This window comes from Caulobacter sp. GW821-FHT12A07, assembly GCF_058807655.1.
In genome coordinates, this window is sequence record NZ_JBXAQX010000011.1 from 1 (window position 1) to 18,839 (window position 18,839).

Annotated in this window: 17 protein-coding genes and 1 pseudogene; 11 read left to right on the forward strand and 7 right to left on the reverse strand. The window is 67.9% G+C overall.

Going from position 1 to position 18,839, the window contains the following annotated elements; genetic code table 11:
- The first annotated feature begins 622 nt into the window (after positions 1 to 622).
- Positions 623 to 1,135: a hypothetical protein gene (locus tag AC1RRS_RS19670; protein WP_492856611.1), complete on the forward strand. Its 513-nt coding sequence runs from the start codon at positions 623 to 625 to the stop codon at positions 1,133 to 1,135.
- Between the two features lie 228 nt (positions 1,136 to 1,363).
- Here the strand turns inward: AC1RRS_RS19670 and AC1RRS_RS19675 are convergent, their stop codons facing one another.
- Complete coding sequence (locus AC1RRS_RS19675; protein WP_492856613.1) at positions 1,364 to 3,646, reverse strand: NADP-dependent malic enzyme; 2,283 nt, start codon at positions 3,644 to 3,646, stop codon at positions 1,364 to 1,366.
- Positions 3,647 to 3,917: 271 nt separating this feature from the next.
- On the opposite strand from AC1RRS_RS19675, the gene dapB reads away from it, so the two are divergent.
- Both dapB and AC1RRS_RS19685 read left to right on the forward strand, forming a co-directional pair.
- Positions 3,918 to 4,700, forward strand: a complete 783-nt coding sequence (gene dapB, locus AC1RRS_RS19680) for a 4-hydroxy-tetrahydrodipicolinate reductase (RefSeq protein ID WP_492856615.1) — start codon at positions 3,918 to 3,920, stop codon at positions 4,698 to 4,700.
- Positions 4,701 to 4,946: 246 nt separating this feature from the next.
- Positions 4,947 to 5,286 (forward strand): annotated as a pseudogene (locus AC1RRS_RS19685) (endonuclease domain-containing protein).
- Positions 5,287 to 5,513: 227 nt separating this feature from the next.
- On the opposite strand, the gene AC1RRS_RS19690 reads toward AC1RRS_RS19685, so the two are convergent.
- Positions 5,514 to 5,987: a GatB/YqeY domain-containing protein gene (locus AC1RRS_RS19690; protein WP_492856616.1), complete on the reverse strand. Its 474-nt coding sequence runs from the start codon at positions 5,985 to 5,987 to the stop codon at positions 5,514 to 5,516.
- Between the two features lie 235 nt (positions 5,988 to 6,222).
- On the opposite strand from AC1RRS_RS19690, the gene AC1RRS_RS19695 reads away from it, so the two are divergent.
- The 3 genes from AC1RRS_RS19695 to AC1RRS_RS19705 are packed head-to-tail and all read left to right on the forward strand — an operon-like array spanning position 6,223 to position 10,084.
- Positions 6,223 to 9,501 carry an intermembrane phospholipid transport protein YdbH family protein gene (locus AC1RRS_RS19695; RefSeq protein ID WP_492856617.1) on the forward strand — a complete coding sequence of 1,093 codons (3,279 nt, stop codon included), beginning with the start codon at positions 6,223 to 6,225 and terminating at the stop codon, positions 9,499 to 9,501.
- Between the two features lie 35 nt (positions 9,502 to 9,536).
- Positions 9,537 to 9,716 (forward strand): YnbE family lipoprotein, encoded by a 180-nt coding sequence (locus tag AC1RRS_RS19700; protein ID WP_492856619.1) that lies wholly within the window; start codon positions 9,537 to 9,539, stop codon positions 9,714 to 9,716.
- Between the two features lie 14 nt (positions 9,717 to 9,730).
- The gene (locus AC1RRS_RS19705) at positions 9,731 to 10,084 is read left to right on the forward strand and encodes a YdbL family probable chaperone protein (protein WP_492856621.1); all 354 of its coding nucleotides are present in this window, start codon (positions 9,731 to 9,733) and stop codon (positions 10,082 to 10,084) included.
- Positions 10,085 to 10,318: 234 nt separating this feature from the next.
- Here AC1RRS_RS19705 and AC1RRS_RS19710 read toward each other — a convergent pair whose 3' ends face one another.
- Positions 10,319 to 11,101: an SDR family NAD(P)-dependent oxidoreductase gene (locus AC1RRS_RS19710; RefSeq protein WP_110120766.1), complete on the reverse strand. Its 783-nt coding sequence runs from the start codon at positions 11,099 to 11,101 to the stop codon at positions 10,319 to 10,321.
- A gap of 55 nt (positions 11,102 to 11,156) precedes the next feature.
- Between AC1RRS_RS19710 and AC1RRS_RS19715 the strand changes: the two genes are divergently transcribed.
- Together AC1RRS_RS19715 and AC1RRS_RS19720 are read left to right on the forward strand one after the other, a co-directional pair.
- Entirely contained in the window at positions 11,157 to 11,579 is a 423-nt protein-coding gene (locus AC1RRS_RS19715) for a YkvA family protein (RefSeq protein ID WP_492856622.1), read from the forward strand.
- Positions 11,572 to 12,204 carry a lysoplasmalogenase gene (locus AC1RRS_RS19720; protein WP_492856624.1) on the forward strand — a complete coding sequence of 211 codons (633 nt, stop codon included), beginning with the start codon at positions 11,572 to 11,574 and terminating at the stop codon, positions 12,202 to 12,204. Before AC1RRS_RS19715 ends, AC1RRS_RS19720 begins: the two co-directional genes overlap by 8 nt.
- A gap of 135 nt (positions 12,205 to 12,339) precedes the next feature.
- On the opposite strand, the gene AC1RRS_RS19725 is transcribed toward AC1RRS_RS19720, so the two are convergent.
- Together AC1RRS_RS19725 and AC1RRS_RS19730 are read right to left on the reverse strand one after the other, a co-directional pair.
- Positions 12,340 to 13,701 carry a glutamate--cysteine ligase gene (locus AC1RRS_RS19725; protein WP_492856625.1) on the reverse strand — a complete coding sequence of 454 codons (1,362 nt, stop codon included), beginning with the start codon at positions 13,699 to 13,701 and terminating at the stop codon, positions 12,340 to 12,342.
- Between the two features lie 319 nt (positions 13,702 to 14,020).
- Positions 14,021 to 14,737, reverse strand: coding sequence for a 16S rRNA (uracil(1498)-N(3))-methyltransferase (locus tag AC1RRS_RS19730; RefSeq protein ID WP_492856626.1), 717 nt, complete (start codon positions 14,735 to 14,737; stop codon positions 14,021 to 14,023).
- Positions 14,738 to 14,783: 46 nt separating this feature from the next.
- On the opposite strand from AC1RRS_RS19730, the gene ppk2 reads away from it, so the two are divergent.
- The 3 genes from ppk2 (at position 14,784) to AC1RRS_RS19745 (ending at position 16,677) form a co-directional block, all read left to right on the forward strand.
- Positions 14,784 to 15,560, forward strand: coding sequence for a polyphosphate kinase 2 (gene ppk2, locus AC1RRS_RS19735; protein ID WP_492856628.1), 777 nt, complete (start codon positions 14,784 to 14,786; stop codon positions 15,558 to 15,560).
- 233 nt (positions 15,561 to 15,793) lie between these two features.
- Positions 15,794 to 16,501, forward strand: coding sequence for a hypothetical protein (locus AC1RRS_RS19740; RefSeq protein ID WP_492856629.1), 708 nt, complete (start codon positions 15,794 to 15,796; stop codon positions 16,499 to 16,501).
- Positions 16,498 to 16,677, forward strand: a complete 180-nt coding sequence (locus AC1RRS_RS19745) for a hypothetical protein (protein ID WP_492856630.1) — start codon at positions 16,498 to 16,500, stop codon at positions 16,675 to 16,677. The genes AC1RRS_RS19740 and AC1RRS_RS19745 overlap by 4 nt, the downstream gene beginning before the upstream one ends.
- Before the next feature lie 22 nt (positions 16,678 to 16,699).
- Here AC1RRS_RS19745 and AC1RRS_RS19750 read toward each other — a convergent pair whose 3' ends face one another.
- Both AC1RRS_RS19750 and AC1RRS_RS19755 read right to left on the reverse strand, forming a co-directional pair.
- Positions 16,700 to 16,864 (reverse strand): hypothetical protein, encoded by a 165-nt coding sequence (locus AC1RRS_RS19750; RefSeq protein ID WP_492856631.1) that lies wholly within the window; start codon positions 16,862 to 16,864, stop codon positions 16,700 to 16,702.
- Positions 16,865 to 17,359: 495 nt separating this feature from the next.
- Positions 17,360 to 18,802 (reverse strand): S10 family peptidase, encoded by a 1,443-nt coding sequence (locus AC1RRS_RS19755; RefSeq protein WP_492856777.1) that lies wholly within the window; start codon positions 18,800 to 18,802, stop codon positions 17,360 to 17,362.
- Positions 18,803 to 18,839 lie beyond the last annotated feature (37 nt).

An 18,839-nucleotide genomic window follows, 5' to 3' on the forward strand; every position in this document is an offset into this window, starting at 1 on the left:
ATGGTCGCTGGCCTTGCGCCCCTTCGGTGCGGCGAGACCCAGTGATTATGCGGGTGGTTTGAGCGCGTCTGATCCAGAGCGGTGAGAAAGTTGCAAGCGTCTGGATTGGTTGGGGTTCGATCCGCGCTCGACGGGGATAGACGGCGCTCTATCCCCGTCGGCCCACCCCAAACCGTAAAATCCCCGCGAAAGCGGGGACCCAGGCTTTTTCTGCAACCCACGGCGCTCGACGACAAAACACCTGGGTCCCCGCTTTCGCGGGGATTTTACGGAGGAAGGGGGCGTTCCGGATCGAGATCCCCGGCCGGCCTGCTGGCCCGCGTGGTCACCGCCGGCATAGCGGGCGCGGCCCTGGCCCCTCCGCAACCGCGGCCTCACCGGCGGCCTCCTCGGCGCCACCGCCGCCATCGTCGCCGCCTACGTCACCTTCGACCTACGGATGGCGGCGCTGCAGCGGTGGGGGCAGACGCCGACGGGCTTGGTGGAGGACGCGCTGACGGTGGCGGCGGCTAGGGCGGTGGTGAGGAGCTTCGCCGGGGTGTGCTCATTAAGCGGATATTGATCAACACCGCGTTGACATTGTCAACGTCGTGTTGATATGTGTTAATCGTGAAAATGATCGATGGTGCGTGGAGCTATGGTGGCGAATCCTGAGGTGGTGGTCCAGCTCAATGCGGTCCGCGATGATATCCTGCAGAGGCTGCGTCAGGTTGAGGACTATAAGGCGCTTCTCGCTGTGGAAACCGCACTCGCCACATTAGGCGCTGAGCCGCCGCGTCACTGGGTGGCGTCTGAAGTTGCAGGGTGGAGTTCGTCGATGGCTGCCACTAGCAGTCAACATGCTGCAAGTGCGGCGATGAAGCGGTTGATTGATGGAGCTCCGACTGGTGATCTTGTATATGACTTGTTGATAAAGAGAAAGGTGCCTCTTAGGCTTTCGACGATACTCGTAGAGCTGCGACATATTTATAAAAAAGAGGCGGTTGCGAGTTCGCTTTCGACGATCTTGTCGCGAGATCCCAGATTTGAGGCCGTCGTAATGAATAATAGAAGCTATTGGTGGGTAAAAGGTCGGCCATACTCTCAATCTGTATCGATATTTTATGAGGGTGATGGGGGTGAAAATGAAACGTAAGCGTAAAAAGAGGTCTATTTGGCTTCGCTGTTTTTAAATGCGGTCTCAGCGAGGCGAAAAAATGGAGTTCCCGCGCTCGAAAAATCCAAGCGGCGTTGATGTGTCGGCGCCGCTTGCACCACCGATGGGTGGAAGAAGGGCTCCGTTGATACGTCGGCGGGGTTCTCAGAGTTGGCGTACTGAGGGGCGGCTTTGGGGCCGCCCCTTATTCTATTGTGGGCCTCTTCCCTACTCCCCCGCCTCCACCGGCTGATCGTAAGCCGCCATCATCGCCATGTTCAGGATCTTCGACACCGAAGCGCCGAGCGGGCAGATCTGCACCGACTTGGAGAGGCCCAGCAGCACCGGCCCGATCACCGTCGCGCCGCCCAGCGACTGGACGAGCTTGGTCGAGATCGAGGCGGCGTGGATGGCCGGCATGATCAGGATGTTGGCGCTGTCGGTCAGGCGCATGAACGGGTAGGCGAGGCGCTTTTCGGGGTCGAGGGCGAGTTCGGGGGGCATTTCGCCTTCGTACTCGAAGTCGACGCCCATCTCGTCGAGGGCGGCGACGGCCTCGCGCACCTTGTCGGAGCGCTCGCCCATCGGGTTGCCGAAGGTCGAGTAGCTCATGAAGGCCACGCGCGGCTTGAAGCCGAGGTTGGAGACGGCGCGGGCGGCCTCGCAGGCGATCTCGACCAGCTCGTCGGCGTCGGGCAGCTCGGTGACGTTGGTGTCGGCCACGAAGATGGTGCGGCCCTTGGCCAGCACGACCGACATGCCCATGATCCGGCCGCCGGGCGCGGGGTCGACGACGCGCAGCACCTCGTCCAGGGCCTGGTCGAAGCTGCGGGTGACGCCGGTGACCATGCCGTCGGCCTCGCCCATGCTGACCATCGAGGCGGCGAAGCTGTTGCGGTCCTGGTTGATCAGGCGTTGGACGTCGCGCTTGAGGAAGCCCTGGCGCTGGAGGCGGGCGTAGAGGGCGTCGACATAGTCCGGATTGCGGTCGGAGAGGCGGGCGTTGTGGATCTCCAGGCCCGAGGTCTCGGGATCCAGGCCCACCAGGCGCATGTTCTCGTGCACCAGGTTCTCGCGGCCGCAGAGGATGGCCTTGCCGTAGCCGCCGGCCTGGAAGGCGTAGGCGGCGCGGATGACGCTGGGCTCCTCGCCTTCGGCGAAGACGATGCGCTTGGGCCGGGCCATGACCGAGCCGGCGATCTTCTGCAGGAAGCCGGCGGTGGGGTCGAGGCGCTGGGCCAGGCTCTGGCGATAGCCGTCCATGTCGGCGATCGGCTTGCGGGCCACGCCCGTGTCCATGGCCGCCTGGGCCACGAACGGCGGCACGTACCAGATCAGGCGTGGGTCGAAGGCCGAGGGGATGATGTAGTCGGGGCCGAACTTCAGCTGGCGGCCGTGATAGGCGGCGGCCACCTCGTCGGGCACGTCCTCGCGGGCCAGCATCGCCAGCGCCTGGGCGCAGGCGATCTTCATCTCATGGTTCACGCGGCGGGCCCGCACGTCGAGCGCGCCGCGGAAGATGTAGGGGAAGCCCAGGACGTTGTTGACCTGGTTGGGATAGTCGCTGCGGCCGGTGCCCATGATCGCGTCCTTGCGCACGCGGTGGACTTCCTCGGGCGTGATCTCGGGGTCAGGATTGGCCATGGCGAAGATCACCGGATTGGGCGCCATGCTGGCGATCATCTCCGGCGTGAAGGCCCCCTTGGCCGAGAGACCAAGCAGCACGTCCGCGCCGGCCACGGCTTCCTCGAGGGTGCGCTTGTCGGTGTCGACCGCGTGGGCGCTCTTCCACTGGTTCATGCCCTCGGTGCGGCCGCGATAGAGCACGCCCTTGCTGTCGCAGGCGATGACGTTCTCGGGGCGCACGCCCATGGCCTTGATCAGGTCCATCGAGGCGATGCCGGCCGCGCCCGGGCCGTTCAGAACCACCTTGATGTCGGCCAGGTTCTTGCCGGTGATGTGGCAGGCGTTGATCAGGCCGGCGGCGCAGATGATGGCGGTGCCGTGCTGGTCGTCGTGGAACACCGGGATGTCGAGCAGCTCCTGCAGCTCGGTCTCGATGCGGAAGCACTCGGGGCTCTTGATGTCTTCCAGATTGATGCCGCCGAAGGTGACGCCGATGTTCTTGACGACGGTGATGATCTCGTCGGCGTCCTTGGTGGAGACCTCGATGTCGATGCTGTCGACGTCGGCGAAGCGCTTGAAGAGCACGCTCTTGCCCTCCATCACCGGCTTGGAGGCCAGGGCCCCCAGGTCGCCGAGGCCCAGGATCGCCGTGCCGTTGGAGATCACCGCCACCAGGTTGCCCTTGGAGGTGTACTCGTAGGCCATGTCGGGATCGGCGGCGATCGCGTGCACGGGCACGGCCACGCCGGGCGAATAGGCCAGGCTGAGGTCGCGCTGGGTCGCCATCGGCTTGGTGGGGGTCACCGCCAGCTTTCCCGGCTGGGGATAGCGGTGGAAGGCCAGGGCCTCCGCGTCGGTGAAGGTCTTGCGTTCCGCGTCGCTCATGGCGGCGTTTCCTGTCCTGCGTAGCCAGTTGAAATGGACCCGCCGAACGATGCGACGCGCCCTTATGCACGGACCAGCCTAGCGATGGCGTCCCGGCGCGACAACCGCGCAATCATCGATGGTATCGCTACAAACGCTTGTTGGGATTGGGTTTGCGGCATGTGGGACACTGCCCCGGCGTAAGGCCGCGAGCGGACCACCGGATAAATCCGTTGACCGGGCGGAGGGGCTGGGCGACGAGGCGCGGGCTCGTTTCGTGGAGAGAAAGCCCATGTCCGCCCCCCCCGTCAGGATCGCCGTCGCCGGAGCCCTGGGCCGCATGGGCAAGGCCGTGGCCGCCACGCTGGAGGGCCGGTCCGACGCCGTGGCCGTGGCCCGCTTCGACCGTCCGGGCGTCGAGGGCGAAGGCCTGGTGGCGCTGGAGAGCGCCTTGGCCCAGGCCCAGGCGATCATCGACTTCACCATACCCGAGGCTTCGGTCGCCCTGGCCGAGACGGTGGCCGCCGCCGGCGGCGGGATCGCCCTGGTGATCGGCTCGACCGGCTTCACGCCCGAGCAGGACGCGCGTCTGGAGAAGGCCGCCCAGACCGTCGCCATCGTGCGCTCGGGCAACTACTCGCTGGGCGTCAACATGCTGATGGGCCTGGTGCGCCAGGCCGCCGCCGCCCTGCCGGCCGCCGACTGGGACATCGAGGTCTTCGAGGCCCACCACAAGCGCAAGATCGACGCCCCGTCGGGCACCGCCCTGATGCTGGGTCAGGCGGCGGCCGAGGGCCGCGGCGTGGTGCTCTCCGAAGTGGAGGACCGCGCCCGCGACGGCGTCACCGGCGCGCGCACGGAAGGCAACATCGGCTTCTCCGTCGTGCGCGGCGGCGGCATCATCGGCGAGCACAGCGTGATCTTCGCCGGCGAGAGCGAAAGCCTGACCATCGCCCACTCGGCCATCGACCGCGGCCTGTTCGCCCGCGGCGCCGTGGCCGCGGCCGTGTGGGTGCAGGGCAAGCCGCCGGGCATCTACGACATGCAGCAGGTGCTGGGGTTCCGGGCGATCTAGCCGCCTGCACAGTCTCCCGTCGTTCTCGCCCCGGAGCCGGGGGCATCCACCGCTACCGACAACGCGCGCCCAAGCGGACGGGCGGGTCGGTTTCGCTGAGGGTGGTGAGCACCCAAGGACCCCTCTCTCTTAGAGAGAGGGGGGGGCCGCCGCGAAGCGGTGGGAGGGTGAGTGGTTTCGCCGCTCACAGGAAAATCCCAATTCCTCTGATTGAGAATGCAGCAAGGCCGTGTCCACGCTTTGGCAATGGACAGGACCGCATACGCCCGCCGCCTTCCAGCAACAGACCCTGGCGGAAAGGGCGCTCTGGCCCCTCATCCGCAACCGCCGCCTCGCCGGCTTCAAGTTCATGCGGCAGATAGCGATCGACCGCTATTTCGCGGACTTCGTCTGCGAGGCGGGCAAGCTGATCGTAGAATTGGACGGAGCCGCTCATGACGGTCGCGAAGACTACGACGATCGTCGCACCTACACGTTGGAGCGACTTGGATACGTGGTCCTGAGATTCCACAACGAGCGGGTCCTGGCCGATCCTGGCGGTGTAGCTGACGATATCCTGGCCGAGCTCCGATCGGCCAGGCCGTAACCACTCACCCTCCCACCGCCTGCGGCGGCGGGCCCCTCCCTCTCTCTAAGAGAGAGGGGATCGGTTTGCCTCGGACATTCAAATCGCTGTCGCGGGTAAGTGTCTGTTTCGGTCAACACCCGCCCTTGCGGCGGAAGCCCCTCTGTCAGCCGCAAGAGCGGGCGAGCCAGCTTCTGTTCGCGACCCCTCGCGGACGCTGGAGCGGCCCGGCGCCTGATGGCGGCCAACTAACCTCTGGCCAACGCGCTGGCCACCTTGCCGTCGTACTGGCCGCCGAAGTTGGTCTTCAGGTGGGCCATGATCGCGCCGACGTTGGCGTCGGGGTTTTGGGTGCGGAAGTCGTCGATGGCCGCGCGCAATTGCGCTTCCGTCATCTGCTTGGGGCCATAGGAGGACAGGATCGCCAGTTCGGTTTCGGCCGCCTTGATCCGCTCGTCCACCCTCGACACATCGCCGGCGGCTTCGGTCAGGCGCGCACGTTCGGCCGCGAGATTTTCCAGCGTCAGTTTCGTGTTCTTCAGGAACTTCGCGACGGTGGCGACGACCTTTTCGTCGGTGACTTCCGTCACGCCGCGCTTGAATTCCTCGGTCGTGATCTGCGTGGCTTCGCCGATCAGCGTGGTGAGCAGGTCGGCCTTCAGACGGTCGCTCACCTTGCGCGCCGCGAGTTGGTCAGCTTTGAGCGCGTCGAGCAAAGCCATGTCGTCGTCCTTTCAATTCACTCTATTCGGTAGTGCCGTAGCCACTCATAGCGGCCTCTCGATGCGTTCGCTAATGGGCGAGTGTCGATAGCTGCTCCAGGGCGGGAATGACGGGAAGATGGGGATGGCCGAGCGAAGGCCGCGCGTCCCTCTCCCTGTTTCAATACCGGCGCTTTCTCGACTTTTCCGCAACGGGGGCCTCACAAACGCCACGGCTTGCGGCATGGTGCGGCCGATGGCCGAGCCCCACGCCGACCCCGAATCCGCACCGAAGACCGCGAAACCCAGGCGGGGTCTCCGCCTCGACAAGGCCGCCCTGGCCGACGCCGGGCTGGAGGCCGTGTCGTTCGCGATGATGGCGTTCATCGCCCTTGGCTTTTCCGCCTATTCCGGCCGGCGCGAGATCAGCCGAGCGCTTGCAGAAGCGTGGCTGGCCGAGCGCGGCATCGAGGGCCTGATCTCGGTCGAGAGCCTGGACGCCAGCGGCTTCGCCGGCTCGATCCGGCTGGGACCGGCCAACGACCCCTATTTCTCGGCCAAGCGGATCGAGGTGGCCTACGACCTGACCGCGCCGTGGTCGGGCGGGCCGTTCGCCATCGACACCCGCGCTGTGCGCATCACCAGCCCGCGCCTGCGCGCCCGCTACGACGGCCAAAAGCTGACCTTCGGCAAGCTCCAACCGCTGATCGACGAGGCGCTGAAGTCGCCCGGCGAGGAAAAGCAGGGCGGGCCGGCGGTTCTGGTCGAGGACGCCCGGGTGACGCTCGACACCCCCGGCGGCGTGGCCCGCCTGACCGGCGACGCCAGCCTCGACGACGGCCAGCTGCTGCGGCTGGACGCGGCGGTGGCGGCCATGCGCTACGCCACCGACAATCTGCAGGTCGAGCTGCGCGGGGCGGCCCTGCGCGCCCGCAAGCGCGGCGATCGCCTCACCGTCGACGCCCGCGCCGACCTCGAGGGCTTGGACGCCGAACAGATCGACCTGGAGGAGGCCGACGCCCGCCTCGAGGCCGACGTCGCCTATCCCGATCTCAAGCGGCTGGCGGCGACCGGTCCAGCCGACGTCAAGCTGTCGATCAAGGCGCAAGGCCTGCGGGCCGGCGAGACCAGCCTGGCCGACGTCGAGACCCGCCTGACCCTGGCGGGCCTGGTGGCCGGCGACTTCAAGAAGGGCGGCGCGGCCGCGCGGGTGTCGGGCCAGGCCCGGGCCGGCCGGCTGGTCGCCCCCGGCGTCGAGGCCCGCAGCTTCGCCGCCGAGATCGACAGCGACGCCATGCGGGTGGACTTCGACCAGGCCGGCCTGCGGGCCATCGGTCCGGCGCGGCTGCGCGGCGCGGCCGACCAGGCCCTGGCCGGCGGCGCGGCGCTGAGCCGGGCGTCGGTGGACGTCAAGTCGACGAACCTGGCCTTCTCGGCCCCCAAGGGCGGGGCGATCGGCCTGACGGGCGCGGTGACCGTGGCGGCCGGCGTCGGCCGCGCGGCGCGCGACGGCCTGGGTCTTTCGGCGCTGGTGCTCGACGCCAAGGGCCGCTTCCGGGCCGGCGAGGGGCTGAACCTGAGCCTGGCCGGCCGGGCGGGGGCGGACGGCGCGGTGTCGGCGCCCGACGCCGAGCGCCTGACCGCCGGCCTGCCCAATCCCGCCTACGCCGGCGCCGCGCGCAAGGCCCTGGGCGACTTCGAGCTCGACGCGCCCGACCTGAGGCTGGAGATCGGCGGTGGCAAGGTTTCGGCCTTCGCCGGCAAGCCGGTGACCCTGGCCTCGGCCAGCGGCGCCAAGGCGACCCTGACCGCAGGCGGCGGCCGACTTGTGGAAAGCGCCGGCGGCGTCTCGCACGGTTCGGCGACCCTGGCGCTGGCGGGCGGCGGCTTGCCCGAGCTGACGCTGGCGGCCGCGAACTGGCGCGCCGACGCGAGCGGTTTCGCCTCGCCCGTGACCTTGGTCGGGACGCTCGACGTGCCGCCGGCCGAGGGGATCAAGCTCGACGCCAAGGGCCAGGCCCGCTTCGCCGGCGGGGTGCTGGACGTGCGCCTGGCCGGTTGCACGCCGGTGAGCGTCGCCGCCATCGAGGCGGGCGAGGCCGGCGAGCGGCCGATCCAGGACATCGCCCTGGACGTCTGCCCGGTCGCGGCGCCCCTGGTGCGGGTGGCCGGCGGCCGCTGGGAGGCCCAGGCGCGGTTCGCCAACGGACGCGGAACGATCACCGCCGCAGAGGCGAAAGCCGAAGACGTGGCCGGAACCTTCGTCGGCGGCGGGCAGGGCTTCGACCGGGCCGAGGTGCGGCTGACCCAAGGCCGGCTGGTCGACGCGGCCTCGGCCAAGCGGTTCGAGCCGGTCAAGGCGACGGGACGGCTGGCCTTGGCCTCGGGCGTGTGGAGCGGCGGCGTCGATTTCGGCACGGCCAGCGGCTTCGCCCTGGGCCGCATCGACATCCGTCATGGCGTCGAGAGCGGCCGCGGCTCGGCGATCATCGACGCCTCGAACATCGTCTTCAGCAAGCAGCAGGGCCTGCAGCCCGTGGCCGTAAGCCCGATGGCCGCCTTCGCCAGCGAGGCCGAGGGCAAGGCCAGCTTCAAGGGCCGCTTCGACTGGACCGACAAGGGCGTGACCAGCAGCGGCGAGGTCTCGACCCAGGGGCTGGACTTCCGCGCCAGTCCGCTGGGCTTCGTGGCCACCCTGAACGGCGACGTGAAATTCGACAGCCTGGCCCCGCTGACCAGCGCGCCAGACCAGAAGCTGGCGATCACTCGCATCGACTCCATCGTGCCGCTGGAGGCGGTGGGCGCGGTCTTCACCCTGGGCGCCACCTCGCTGAAGGTGTCGGAGGCGTCGCTGACGGCGGCCAAGGGCAAGATCTCGATCGAGCCGATCGACGTGCCGCTGGACGGCAAGGCGATCACCGGCGTCATCGTCATCGACGGCCTCGATTTGGGCGAACTGACCGCTGGCTCGACCCTGGCCGACAAGGTCAAGCTGGACGCGGTGGTCTCGGGCCGCCTGCCGTTCCAGTTCAGCGACAAGGGCTTCAAGCTGCTGGACGGCAAGCTGAGCGCCATCAAGCCCGGCCGCATCTCGATCGCCCGCGAGGCCCTGACCGGCGTCGAGGCCAACCAGACCGCCAGCCAGGCCGAGAACGACAGCCCGGGCAACCCGAACAACGCCGCCGTCGCCCAGCAGCCGGTCAACGCCATCCAGGACTTCGCCTACCAGGCCATGGAGAACCTGGCGTTCGACACCATGGAGGCCGGGGTCAATTCGACGCCGAACGGCCGCCTGTCGCTGCTGTTCCACATCAAGGGCGAGCACGATCCGAAGGTCGCCGAGAAGGCCAAGGTCGGGATCCTGGAGCTGATCCGCGGCAAGGCCTTCCAGCGGCGGATCCCCCTGCCGGCCAAGACGCCGGTGGACCTGACGCTCGACACCTCGCTCAATTTCGACGAGCTTCTGGCCGCCTGGGGCCGTCGTTTCGCCGAAGAGACCGAGGAAACACGCCGTTCAGCGCCGGTTCAGCCGTGACCGCGCAACGTGAACCCCGAACTGGAGACTAAGCCATGCACAAGCGCGTCCTGATCGCGACCCTGCTGGCGGCGGGAGGCCTTATGGCCTGCACCCCGACCGTCCGCGTCAAGGTCGATCCGATCAACATCTACGCCAAGCTGGACGCCGACGTGCGGGTGCGGCTGGACAAGGAAGTCCAGACGCTGATCCAGCAGAACCCGAACCTGTTCTAAGAGGAGGAACCGCCATGATCCGCAAGACGATGACGGTCCTGGCCATCGCGGCCGCCATGGGCGCGGTCGCCGCGCCCGTTCTGGCCCAGTCGGCCGCCGCCAAGGCCGCCGTGGACGCCGGCAAGGCCGCCGGCGCGATCGGCGAGCAGGCCGACGGCTTCCTGGGCATCGTGTCGGGCGGCGACGCCGACCTGCGCGCCGCCGTGGCCGAGATCAACACCGGCCGCGCGGCCGTCTACAAGGACACCGCCGCCAAGACCGGCGTCACCGCCGACGCCGCCGGCCAAGCCACCGCCAAGCAGCTCTACGCCCGCCTGGCGCCGGGGCAGTACTGGAAGCCGCTCGGCGGCGGCTGGGTGAAGAAGTAGCCCTGGCCTTAGATGCTCCCCCTCTGGGGGAGTTGTCGCGAAGCGACTGAGGGGGTCTCGCCGCCGCGCCGACCCCCTCCGGCCCTCCGGGCCACCTCCCCCAGAGGGGGAGGATCTGAGACGAAAAACGCCGCGACAGCCGATCGGCCGTCGCGGCGTTTGACGTTTGAGAGACCCCTCACCCGACCCCACTTCGTGGGGCCACCCTCTCCCGCAAGGGGAGAGGGAACCGGATCAGCGCGGGGCCATGCGGATGCCGCCGTCGAGGCGGACGTCTTCGCCGTTGAAGTAGCCGCAGGTGATCATGGTCAGGGCCAGTTGGGCGTATTCGGCGGGGTTCCCCAGGCGCTTGGGGAACGGCACCGAGGCGGCCAGGGCGGCTTTGACGTTGTCGGGGGCGGCGTTCATCAGCGGGGTGTTGAAGATGCCTGGCAGGATGGTGTTGACGCGGATGCCGTCGTTCATCAGGTCGCGGGCGATCGGCAGGGTCATGCCGATGACGCCGCCCTTGCTGGCCGAATAGGCGGCCTGGCCGATCTGGCCGTCCTCGCCGGCGACGCTGGCGGTGTTGACGATGGCGCCGCGCTCGCCGTCTTCCAGGGGCTCCAGGTCGAGCATCCCCTTGGCCGACTTGGCGATGCAGCGGAAGGTGCCGACCAGATTGATCTGGATCACCCGGTCGAAGATATCGAGCGGGAAGTGCTTGGTCTCGCCGGTGGCCTTGTCGCGGCTGGCGGTCTTGGCGGCGTTGCCGACGCCCGCGCAGTTGACCAGGATCCGCTCCTGGCCGTGGGCGGCGCGGGCCTTCTCGAAACCGGCGTCGACGTCGGCGTCGCTGGTGACGTTGACCTTGCAGTAGACGCCGCCGATCTCCTTGGCGACCTCTTCGCCGCGGGCCTCGTTCATGTCGAAGATGGCGACCTTCACCCCCTGGGCGGCCAGGGCGCGAGCGGTGGCTTCGCCGAGGCCCGAGGCGCCCCCGGTGACGACGGCGGCGACGGTGTTGTCGAGTTTCATGGACGTTTCCCCTGGGGTTGCGTTTAATCGTTGTGTTGAGGAGCGGTTTAACCCCATGAGCGCCGACGCCAAACCATCCCCCGACGTCAACGGCGGCGTCACGCCCGACGACGTGCTGGATCCCAGGAAGGCGCTGGTGCCGGCTACGGTGCGGGTCAACGAGCAGCGGGTGGCGCGCGGCTTCTGGCCGAAGATGCGCCGCGTGGCCGCCAAGGTGCCGTTCGCCGCCGACGCCCTGTCGGTGTGGTGGTGCGCCCGGGACCCGGAAACCCCGGCCGCGGCCAAGGGCATGATGTTCGCGGCCCTGGCCTATTTCGTGCTGCCGACCGACGCCATTCCCGACCTGCTGCCGGCCATCGGCTTCACTGACGACGCCGCCGTGATCGCCGCCGTGCTGGCCATCGTCGGCAAGAACCTCAAGCCCCGCCACAAGGACGCCGCCCAGGCCTTCCTCACCAAGCTGTCGTCGGATGACTGACACGCAGCTGTGGGCGATCTGCGGGGTCTGCGCCCTGGCCTATGGCTTCGTGCTGGTGCAGCGGCCGCCGTCGTTCGTGCGCACCGTGGTCAAGGCCGCCGCGACCGGCGCCCTGGCGGTGCTGGCCTATCTGGAAGGCGGCACGGTGCTGCTGGCGGTGGCCCTGACCCTGTGCGCCCTGGGCGACGTGTTCTTGGCCGGCGATCCCAAGCGCTGGCTGCCCTACGGCCTGGCGGCGTTCCTGGCCGGGCACGTCGTTTATGTGATCGTGTTCTGGCGCGAGCGCACGACGCCCAGCCAGGCCTTCTTCGTCATCGCGCCGGTCGCAGCCCTGGTCGGGGCGGTGATGCTGCGGCGGCTTTGGGGATCGCTGGGGCCGCTGCGGCCGGCGGTGCTGGCCTATGTGGCGGCGATCCTGGCCATGGTGGTCTCGGCCGCGGCCCTGCCGACCACGCGCTGGCCGGCGACGGCGGGGGCGGTGGCCTTCATGGCCTCGGACGCGATCCTGGCCTTCGACCTCTTCAAGGGCGCCAAGCTCTCCGGCTCGGCGAGGCTCACGGCCTGGGCCGTGTGGTTCCTCTACATCGGCGGCCAGGCGGCGATCGCCTGGGGGATGTTGCGCTGACCGGCTGGCGCCGGCCCCCTCAGTCGCTCCGCGACAGCTCCCCCAGAGGGGGAGCATCTTGAAGGCTCGGCGCTCCTAGATCCTCCCCCTTTGGGGGAGGTGGCCCGGAGGGCCGGAGGGGGTCTTCCCCGGCTTTCAGTAAGCCCCGTCGGTGAACAGCCGGCCGATATCGCCCTGCCATTCGCCGTGGAACTTCTCCAGCAGGCGTTCGGCGGGGGTGATCCCGCTGTCGGCGATCTCTTCCAGTTCGCCCAGATAGATCGTCTCGTCGAGGAAGCCGCCGTTCAGCTGGGCGCGGGCCTTCAGGCCCTGCTTGGCGATGGCGACGAAGTCCTTGGCGACGTCCTGGACGGTGCGGCCGGCGACCTTGGCCTTCAGGCCCAGGGTCGGCACGTCGCGGCGCAGGCCTTCGCGGTCTTCGACGGTCCAGTCCTTGGCCAGGTCCCAGGCGGCGGCCAGGGCCGCGTCGTCATAGAACACGCCGGTCCACAGGGCGGGCAGGGCGCACAGACGGCTCCAGGGGCCGGCGTCGGCGCCGCGCATTTCCAGATAGGTCTTCAGGCGCACTTCCGGGAAGGCGGTGGTGGCGTGGTCGGCCCAGTCCTTGATCGTGGCCCGCTCGCCGCCGACCTCGTCGATCTTGCCGTCGATGAAGTCGCGGAAGGAGCGGCCAGCCAGGTCGATATAGCGATCGCCGCGCTTGGCGAAATACATCGGCACGTCGAGCAGGTACTTGGCGTAGCGCTCGAAGCCGAAGCCGTCCTGGAACACGAAGTCCAGCAGGCCCGTGCGGTTGGGATCGGTGTCGGTCCAGACGTTGGCGCGGGCGGACAGGAAGCCGTTCGGCTTGCCTTCCGTGAACGGAGAATTGGCGAACAGGGCCGTGGCGATCGGCTGCAGGGCCAGGCTCATGCGGAACTTGGCGACCATGTCGGCTTCGCTTTCGAAGTCGAGATTGGCCTGCACGGTGCAGGTGCGCAGCATCATGTCGAGGCCCAGGTCCCCGACCTTGGGCATGTAGTTGCGCATGATGACGTACCGGCCCTTGGGCATGATCGGCACCTCTTCGCGCTTCCACTGCGGCGAGAAGCCTACCCCTAAGAAGCCCAGGCCCAGTTCGTCGGCCACGGTCTTGACCTCGTCGAGGTGGCCGCCGGTTTCCTCGCAGATGTCGTGCATGGTCAGCAGCGGCGCACCGGACAGCTCGAACTGGCCGCCCGGCTCCAGGCTGACATTGGCGCCGTTGCGCTCGAGGCCGATGATCACATCGCCTTCCATCACCGGCTTCCAGCCGAAGCGCTGCAGGCCGACCAGCAGGGCGTGCACGCCCTTATCGCCCTCGTAGGGCACGGGCGTGTGGCTGCCGAGATAGAAGCCGAACTTCTCGTGCTCGGCGCCGACGCGGAAGGCGGATTTCGGCTTGTTGCCCTTGGCGAAATAGGCGGTCAGGTCTTCGAGGGTCAGCGGGCGCTGATCCAGGCTGGCGGTGTCGGCCATCGCCGTCTCCCCTAAAATCGAACGCTACAGGAGGGGAGGGGCCCGTTCCCCCCGACCGCCACGAAACGCGTGGAGCGCAGTTGGGAGCCGTCTTAGCCGACCTCAAGAGGGTCCGCTACAATTAGCGTTACCGTTCGGTCTCGGACCCAGGATCCTTCTCCCCCTGCGGGAGAAGGTGGCGGCCGAAGGCCGTCGGATGAGGGGTCTCTCAGAACGTCGACGCCTCAGCCGGTCGGTCCGCTGTCGAAGCGGACAGGGTTCTCGACCCCTCACCCGACCCGCTTCGCGGGCCACCCTCTCCCGCAAGGGGAGAGGGGATTTAGCGCCAATCCCCCGCCGCGGCCTGCCACAGCGTCATGGCGCTGATCGCGGCCGTATCCGCCCGCAGGATGCGCGGCCCCAGCGACACCGGAACGACGAACGGCAGCGACCGCAGGCGGTCGCGCTCCTCGGGGGCGAAGCCGCCTTCGGGGCCGATCAGGATGGCGGCGGGCGCGGCCGTGCCGGCCAGGGCCTCGATGGCCGGTCTGGCATCGCCGCCCTCGTCGCAGAACACCAGGCGCCGGCTCTCGTCCCAGCTGTCGAGGATCTTGTCGAGCTTCTCCGGATCCAGGATCGCCGGCACGTCGAGGCGGCCGGTCTGCTCGGCGGCCTCCATGGCGATGGCGTCCAGGCGCGCCAGCTTCATGTAGTCGACATTGGTGCGGCGGGTGATGGTCAGCCGCACGCGGCGGGCGCCCAGCTCGGCGGCCTTCTCGACGATGGTCTCGACCCGGCCGCGCTTGACCATGGCCACGACCAGATCGAGGTCGGGCGTGACGACCTGCTCCCGCGTCTGTTCCTCGGCCTTCAGCAGGCAGCCGCGCTTGCCGGCCTCGACCAGGCTGGCGCGCCACTCGCCGTCGGTCCCGTTGAACACCAGGATCTCGTCGCCGACCGACAGGCGCATGACCGAGACGAGATAGCGTGACTGCTCATGGGTCGGAGCGATTCCGGCGTCCTTGGACAGCGGCTGGGGCACGAAGAGGCGGATCATGCGCTCCTTCTAGCGCAGGTTTCCTTTCTGGGGGTAGGCTCCACAAATGACCAAGTCCCGCGACTACGACGAAGAGCTGCGCGACCTGCAGATCGCGCTGATCGCCCTCCAGAGGCACGCCATCGACAAGGGCTGGAAGCTGCTGGCGATCTTCGAGGGGCGCGACGCCGCCGGCAAGGACGGCACGATCGCCCGCATCACCGAGCACCTGCACCGCCGCCAGACGACGGTCGTGGCCCTGCCCGCGCCGACCGAGCGCCAGCGCAGCGAGTGGTATTTCCAGCGCTATGTGGAATGGCTGCCGGCCTGCGGCGAGGCGGTGATCTTCAACCGCTCCTGGTACAACCGCGCCGGGGTCGAGAAGGTGATGGCCTTCTCCACGCCCGAGCAGCAGGCCCAGTTCCTGCGCGACGTGCCGGCCTTCGAGACCATGCTGGTCGAGAGCGGCATGCGGTTCTCGAAGTTCTGGCTGGATATCGACAAGGAGACGCAAGCCGAGCGCCTGAAGGCCCGTCGCGACGATCCGCTGAAGGCCTTCAAGACCAGTTCGCTGGACGCCGTCGCCCAGGAGAAGTGGGACGACTACACCGCCGCCCGCGACGACATGCTGGTGCGCACCCACACCGAGACCGCCCCCTGGGTGTGCGTGAAGGCCGACCACAAGAAGGCCGCCCGCCTCAACGTCATCCGCTGGCTGCTGCACACCGCAGCGCCCGCCGGGGCGGCCGGCAAGAAGATCCTCAAGGGCGTGCCCGAGCCTGATCCGGAAGTGATTTTCCGCTTCGAACCGGCGGCCCTGAGCGACGGGCGGCTGGCGCGGTAGGGCGGTTTTTCCTCCGACTCCGGATGGTGACGCGCCGCCGAATTCGCACTTGCAAAATCCGAGCGGCTTATCTTAGGGTTGAGCAAAAGTGCGCGGGGGCGGGCCGAAGTGACGAAAAACAGGGCGGCCGCCGAGGCGAAGGCGAACAATCGCTGGGCGGATCACAGCCCTCGGAAGAGGCGTAACCGCCGGATAACGTTGGCGCTTCCTGTTTCAGTACGCGTGCGTTAACCATGGCTTGGCCCTGGCCGCGTGAGCCTTGGACCGGCGTCCTCTTCGTAAAAGTGGATTTCCTGACCATCGCCGATTTCGGAATCGCCGCTGACGAGGAGGAGCTCTCCGAGCTCACGGCCATGATCTGCACCGGAATGCCCGAACAGATTGAATCCGCCACGGCGGAATGGCGCCGCGAGGCGACCAACGAGGTCAGCCTGTCGATCGTGGTCCCGGAGCGTGCGGCCTTTCATCAGACCTTCCTGCGCACCTCCGACGGGCTTTGCGTGAGGCAGGACTATTACAAGGTCCATCCAGATTATCAGAAGGGTGGGAACGCCAGGCGACTGCTGCGCGCCCTGGTGCATGTCTATGACGACCTGGGCATAACCGACGTGCAGACCCAAGCCGGCCTGGAGAACGGCGGCTACACCTGGGCCGCCTTTGGCGCGCGCGCCAAGAATCCCGACATGCAGAGGGAGCAGTTCCTGATCGAGCGGATGGAGTTCTGCATTGGAGCGGGGCTCATCGACGCGCTCTATCGCGAGACGATCATCACAGCCATCATCGACGCGACGGACGAAGAGCTGATGCTGACCGTCGCCCGCCTGGAAGGCACCAACAAGGAGCCGCTAGGTCGGATCATGCTCGCTTCCCATTCCTGGGACGCCTATTGGAATCTCGCAGATCCCGCTATCCGTGAATACCTGAAGCAGGTTCTCCCATGACCCACTCTCAGAGGGGCACGCCCCTTCCCGTCCCGCCCGAGGGCCTGGTGGACGCCTTCAGCCTGGACGATGATCTGATCCATCTGGAGCCGATCGTCCTGCAGCCGGCGAAGGCGGTCCAGCAGACCGCCAAGCTCGCCGAGGCCGAAGAACGCCTCCTGGCCATGGGCAAGTAGCCCGGCGCCGGCGGGTCGCGGCCTATTTCTGGTGCGCGGTCTTCTTCGGCGCGGTCGAGGCGTTCGAGGACGCCTTGGGCTGCAGCACGATGGGCGTGAGGCGCACCTCGTCGGCGGCGTCGGCGAAGGCGTCGATGAAGCCGGCCGGTATGGCCGTCTTGCGAGAATTCTGCGGCGTCGTCGCCATGGGCAATCTCCGTTCAAGGCGCGACGGGGTCGCGTCGCGAGCCTGTTGAGAACGGCGGCCTGTAAATCCGTCAGGACAGTCCGTCGTCGCCGCCGTGATCCGAAGATTTCGACGGATGGGAAGCTAAGCTCTGCAGCTTTAAGATACGCCTAAGCGCAGAGCCTTATCGTTAACTCGGGTTAAGAAAACTCTTTACATCCAGTGTTCGTTCCGCCTGCTTGATCTGGATCAAGCAAGTCCTGTCGAAGTGGCGTCGACAGCGTTGTCTATGTTGATGGATAGGCTTTTTCGGGGTCTCTTCTCGTCAGCGGGGCGACAATGTTTCGACGCCGCGCCAGCCTCTCGCCTTGGGGGAGGGGCGAGCGACCCCACAATTGGGTATCCGCGTCCGATCGTCGCAAGGGGACGGTCGAGGTATTTCTCGGCGGCGGAGAAACGAAGACGGCCGCCCCTTTCGGAGCGGCCGCCAGATCGTCTTCCAGAGGAAGAAACGCCTCAGTTGGCGCCGTACAGCTTCCTGACGTCGGCGCGGAAGGCAGCCCCGCTGTCGGGGCGGCTGTAGAACATGTGGCCGCCGGGGTAGTTGGACAGGGTCACCCGGCCGTTGGCGGCGGCCGGCATGGCGTCGACCACCAGGCGCGAGGCGAAGAACGGGCACGACAGGTCGTTGTAGCCGTGGACGATCAGCACCTTCAGTTTGGGGTCCACCGAGACCGACTTGCGCAGGTCGGTGACGGACTCGGTGTCGGGGCCGCGGCCGCGGTCCCAGGCCTGGTTGACGTCGCCGGAGAGGGCCTCGTAGCGGCTCTCGACCTTCCAGCCGACGGTGCGGGTGGTGAAGTCGACGATGGCGCTGGTGGTGGGGGCGATGATCGAGTCGAGGATCGGGTCGTTGGTCTCCTGCTCGGGGGCGAACGGGAAGGGGTCCAGCGAGGTGACGTTGCTGTCGTAGCGGCTGCCCAGGCGGCCCGTCTGGCGGAACACCTCGCGCAGGAACGACTGGGTCTCCAGCCGCCCGCCGGCGCGGCGCACATAGGTGGGATCAAGACCGGTCATGGCCGAGACCTTGGTGGTCAGGCGATCCAGGGCGGCCGGGTCGGAGCCCTTCATCAGGTCGACCATGTATTCGCCGCGGGTGTAGTCCTCGACGTCCTTGATGGCGGCCGGGGTCAGCTTGCCGTCGCGCTCCAGCTTGGCGGCGGCGATCGAGGGCAGGGTCCACATGGCCGGCAGGGGCGAGATCTCCTGGGCGGTGCGGCCGGCGCTCGACAGCAGCGGTGACACGAGCACCAGGCCGTTGATCCCGACGCCGTAGTCGGTCTGCAGGGTGTAGGTCAGGCGCGGACCGCGGAAGCCGCCGTAGCTTTCACCGACGATGTATTTGGGCGAAGGCAGGCGCTCGTTCTTGACCAGCCAGTCGAAGACCACGCGCGACAGGTAGTCGATGTCCTGCTTGACGCCGTAGAAGCGCTTCTTGGTCTCTTCCGGCGTCGTCAGGCTGCGCGAGAAGCCGGTGCCGACGGCGTCGATGAAGACGAGATCGGTGAAGTCGAGCCAGCTGGCCGGGTTGTCCTGCAGGCGGGTGGGGGCCGACGGGCTGTCGCCCTCGGCGCCGAACTGCACGCGCTTGGGACCGAGCGCGAAGTTCAGATAGACCGAGGCCGCGCCGGGGCCGCCGTTGAAGGCGAAGGTCACCGGACGGTTGGGATCGCGCGGGCCGTCCAGGGTGTAGGCGGTGAACACCACCTCGGCGATCTTCTTGCCCTTCTCGTCACGCACCGGCAGCGAGCCGACGGTGGCGGTGTAGGCGATGGTCTTGCCCGCCAGGACGGTGGTCTGCTTGACCGACTTGTCGGCCGGGAAGGCGGGCAGTTCGACGGCGGGTGGCTTGTCGGCCGGCTTGGCCTCGTCGGCCATGACCGATCCACCGGCCATCATTCCGATCGCGAGGGCCGCGCCGGCGGTCCACGACTTC

Bases quoted from the DNA above. Each gene is read 5' to 3' on its own strand.
- AC1RRS_RS19670 (WP_492856611.1), top strand. From the start codon at position 623: ATGGTGCGTGGAGCTATGGTGGCGAATCCTGAGGTGGTGGTCCAGCTC.
- AC1RRS_RS19675 (WP_492856613.1), bottom strand. From the start codon at position 3,646: ATGAGCGACGCGGAACGCAAGACCTTCACCGACGCGGAGGCCCTGGCC.
- dapB (WP_492856615.1), top strand. From the start codon at position 3,918: ATGTCCGCCCCCCCCGTCAGGATCGCCGTCGCCGGAGCCCTGGGCCGC.
- AC1RRS_RS19690 (WP_492856616.1), bottom strand. From the start codon at position 5,987: ATGGCTTTGCTCGACGCGCTCAAAGCTGACCAACTCGCGGCGCGCAAG.
- AC1RRS_RS19695 (WP_492856617.1), top strand. From the start codon at position 6,223: ATGGCCGAGCCCCACGCCGACCCCGAATCCGCACCGAAGACCGCGAAA.
- AC1RRS_RS19700 (WP_492856619.1), top strand. From the start codon at position 9,537: ATGCACAAGCGCGTCCTGATCGCGACCCTGCTGGCGGCGGGAGGCCTT.
- AC1RRS_RS19705 (WP_492856621.1), top strand. From the start codon at position 9,731: ATGATCCGCAAGACGATGACGGTCCTGGCCATCGCGGCCGCCATGGGC.
- AC1RRS_RS19710 (WP_110120766.1), bottom strand. From the start codon at position 11,101: ATGAAACTCGACAACACCGTCGCCGCCGTCGTCACCGGGGGCGCCTCG.
- AC1RRS_RS19715 (WP_492856622.1), top strand. From the start codon at position 11,157: ATGAGCGCCGACGCCAAACCATCCCCCGACGTCAACGGCGGCGTCACG.
- AC1RRS_RS19720 (WP_492856624.1), top strand. From the start codon at position 11,572: ATGACTGACACGCAGCTGTGGGCGATCTGCGGGGTCTGCGCCCTGGCC.
- AC1RRS_RS19725 (WP_492856625.1), bottom strand. From the start codon at position 13,701: ATGGCCGACACCGCCAGCCTGGATCAGCGCCCGCTGACCCTCGAAGAC.
- AC1RRS_RS19730 (WP_492856626.1), bottom strand. From the start codon at position 14,737: ATGATCCGCCTCTTCGTGCCCCAGCCGCTGTCCAAGGACGCCGGAATC.
- ppk2 (WP_492856628.1), top strand. From the start codon at position 14,784: ATGACCAAGTCCCGCGACTACGACGAAGAGCTGCGCGACCTGCAGATC.
- AC1RRS_RS19740 (WP_492856629.1), top strand. From the start codon at position 15,794: ATGGCTTGGCCCTGGCCGCGTGAGCCTTGGACCGGCGTCCTCTTCGTA.
- AC1RRS_RS19745 (WP_492856630.1), top strand. From the start codon at position 16,498: ATGACCCACTCTCAGAGGGGCACGCCCCTTCCCGTCCCGCCCGAGGGC.
- AC1RRS_RS19750 (WP_492856631.1), bottom strand. From the start codon at position 16,864: ATGGCGACGACGCCGCAGAATTCTCGCAAGACGGCCATACCGGCCGGC.
- AC1RRS_RS19755 (WP_492856777.1), bottom strand. From the start codon at position 18,802: ATGATGGCCGGTGGATCGGTCATGGCCGACGAGGCCAAGCCGGCCGAC.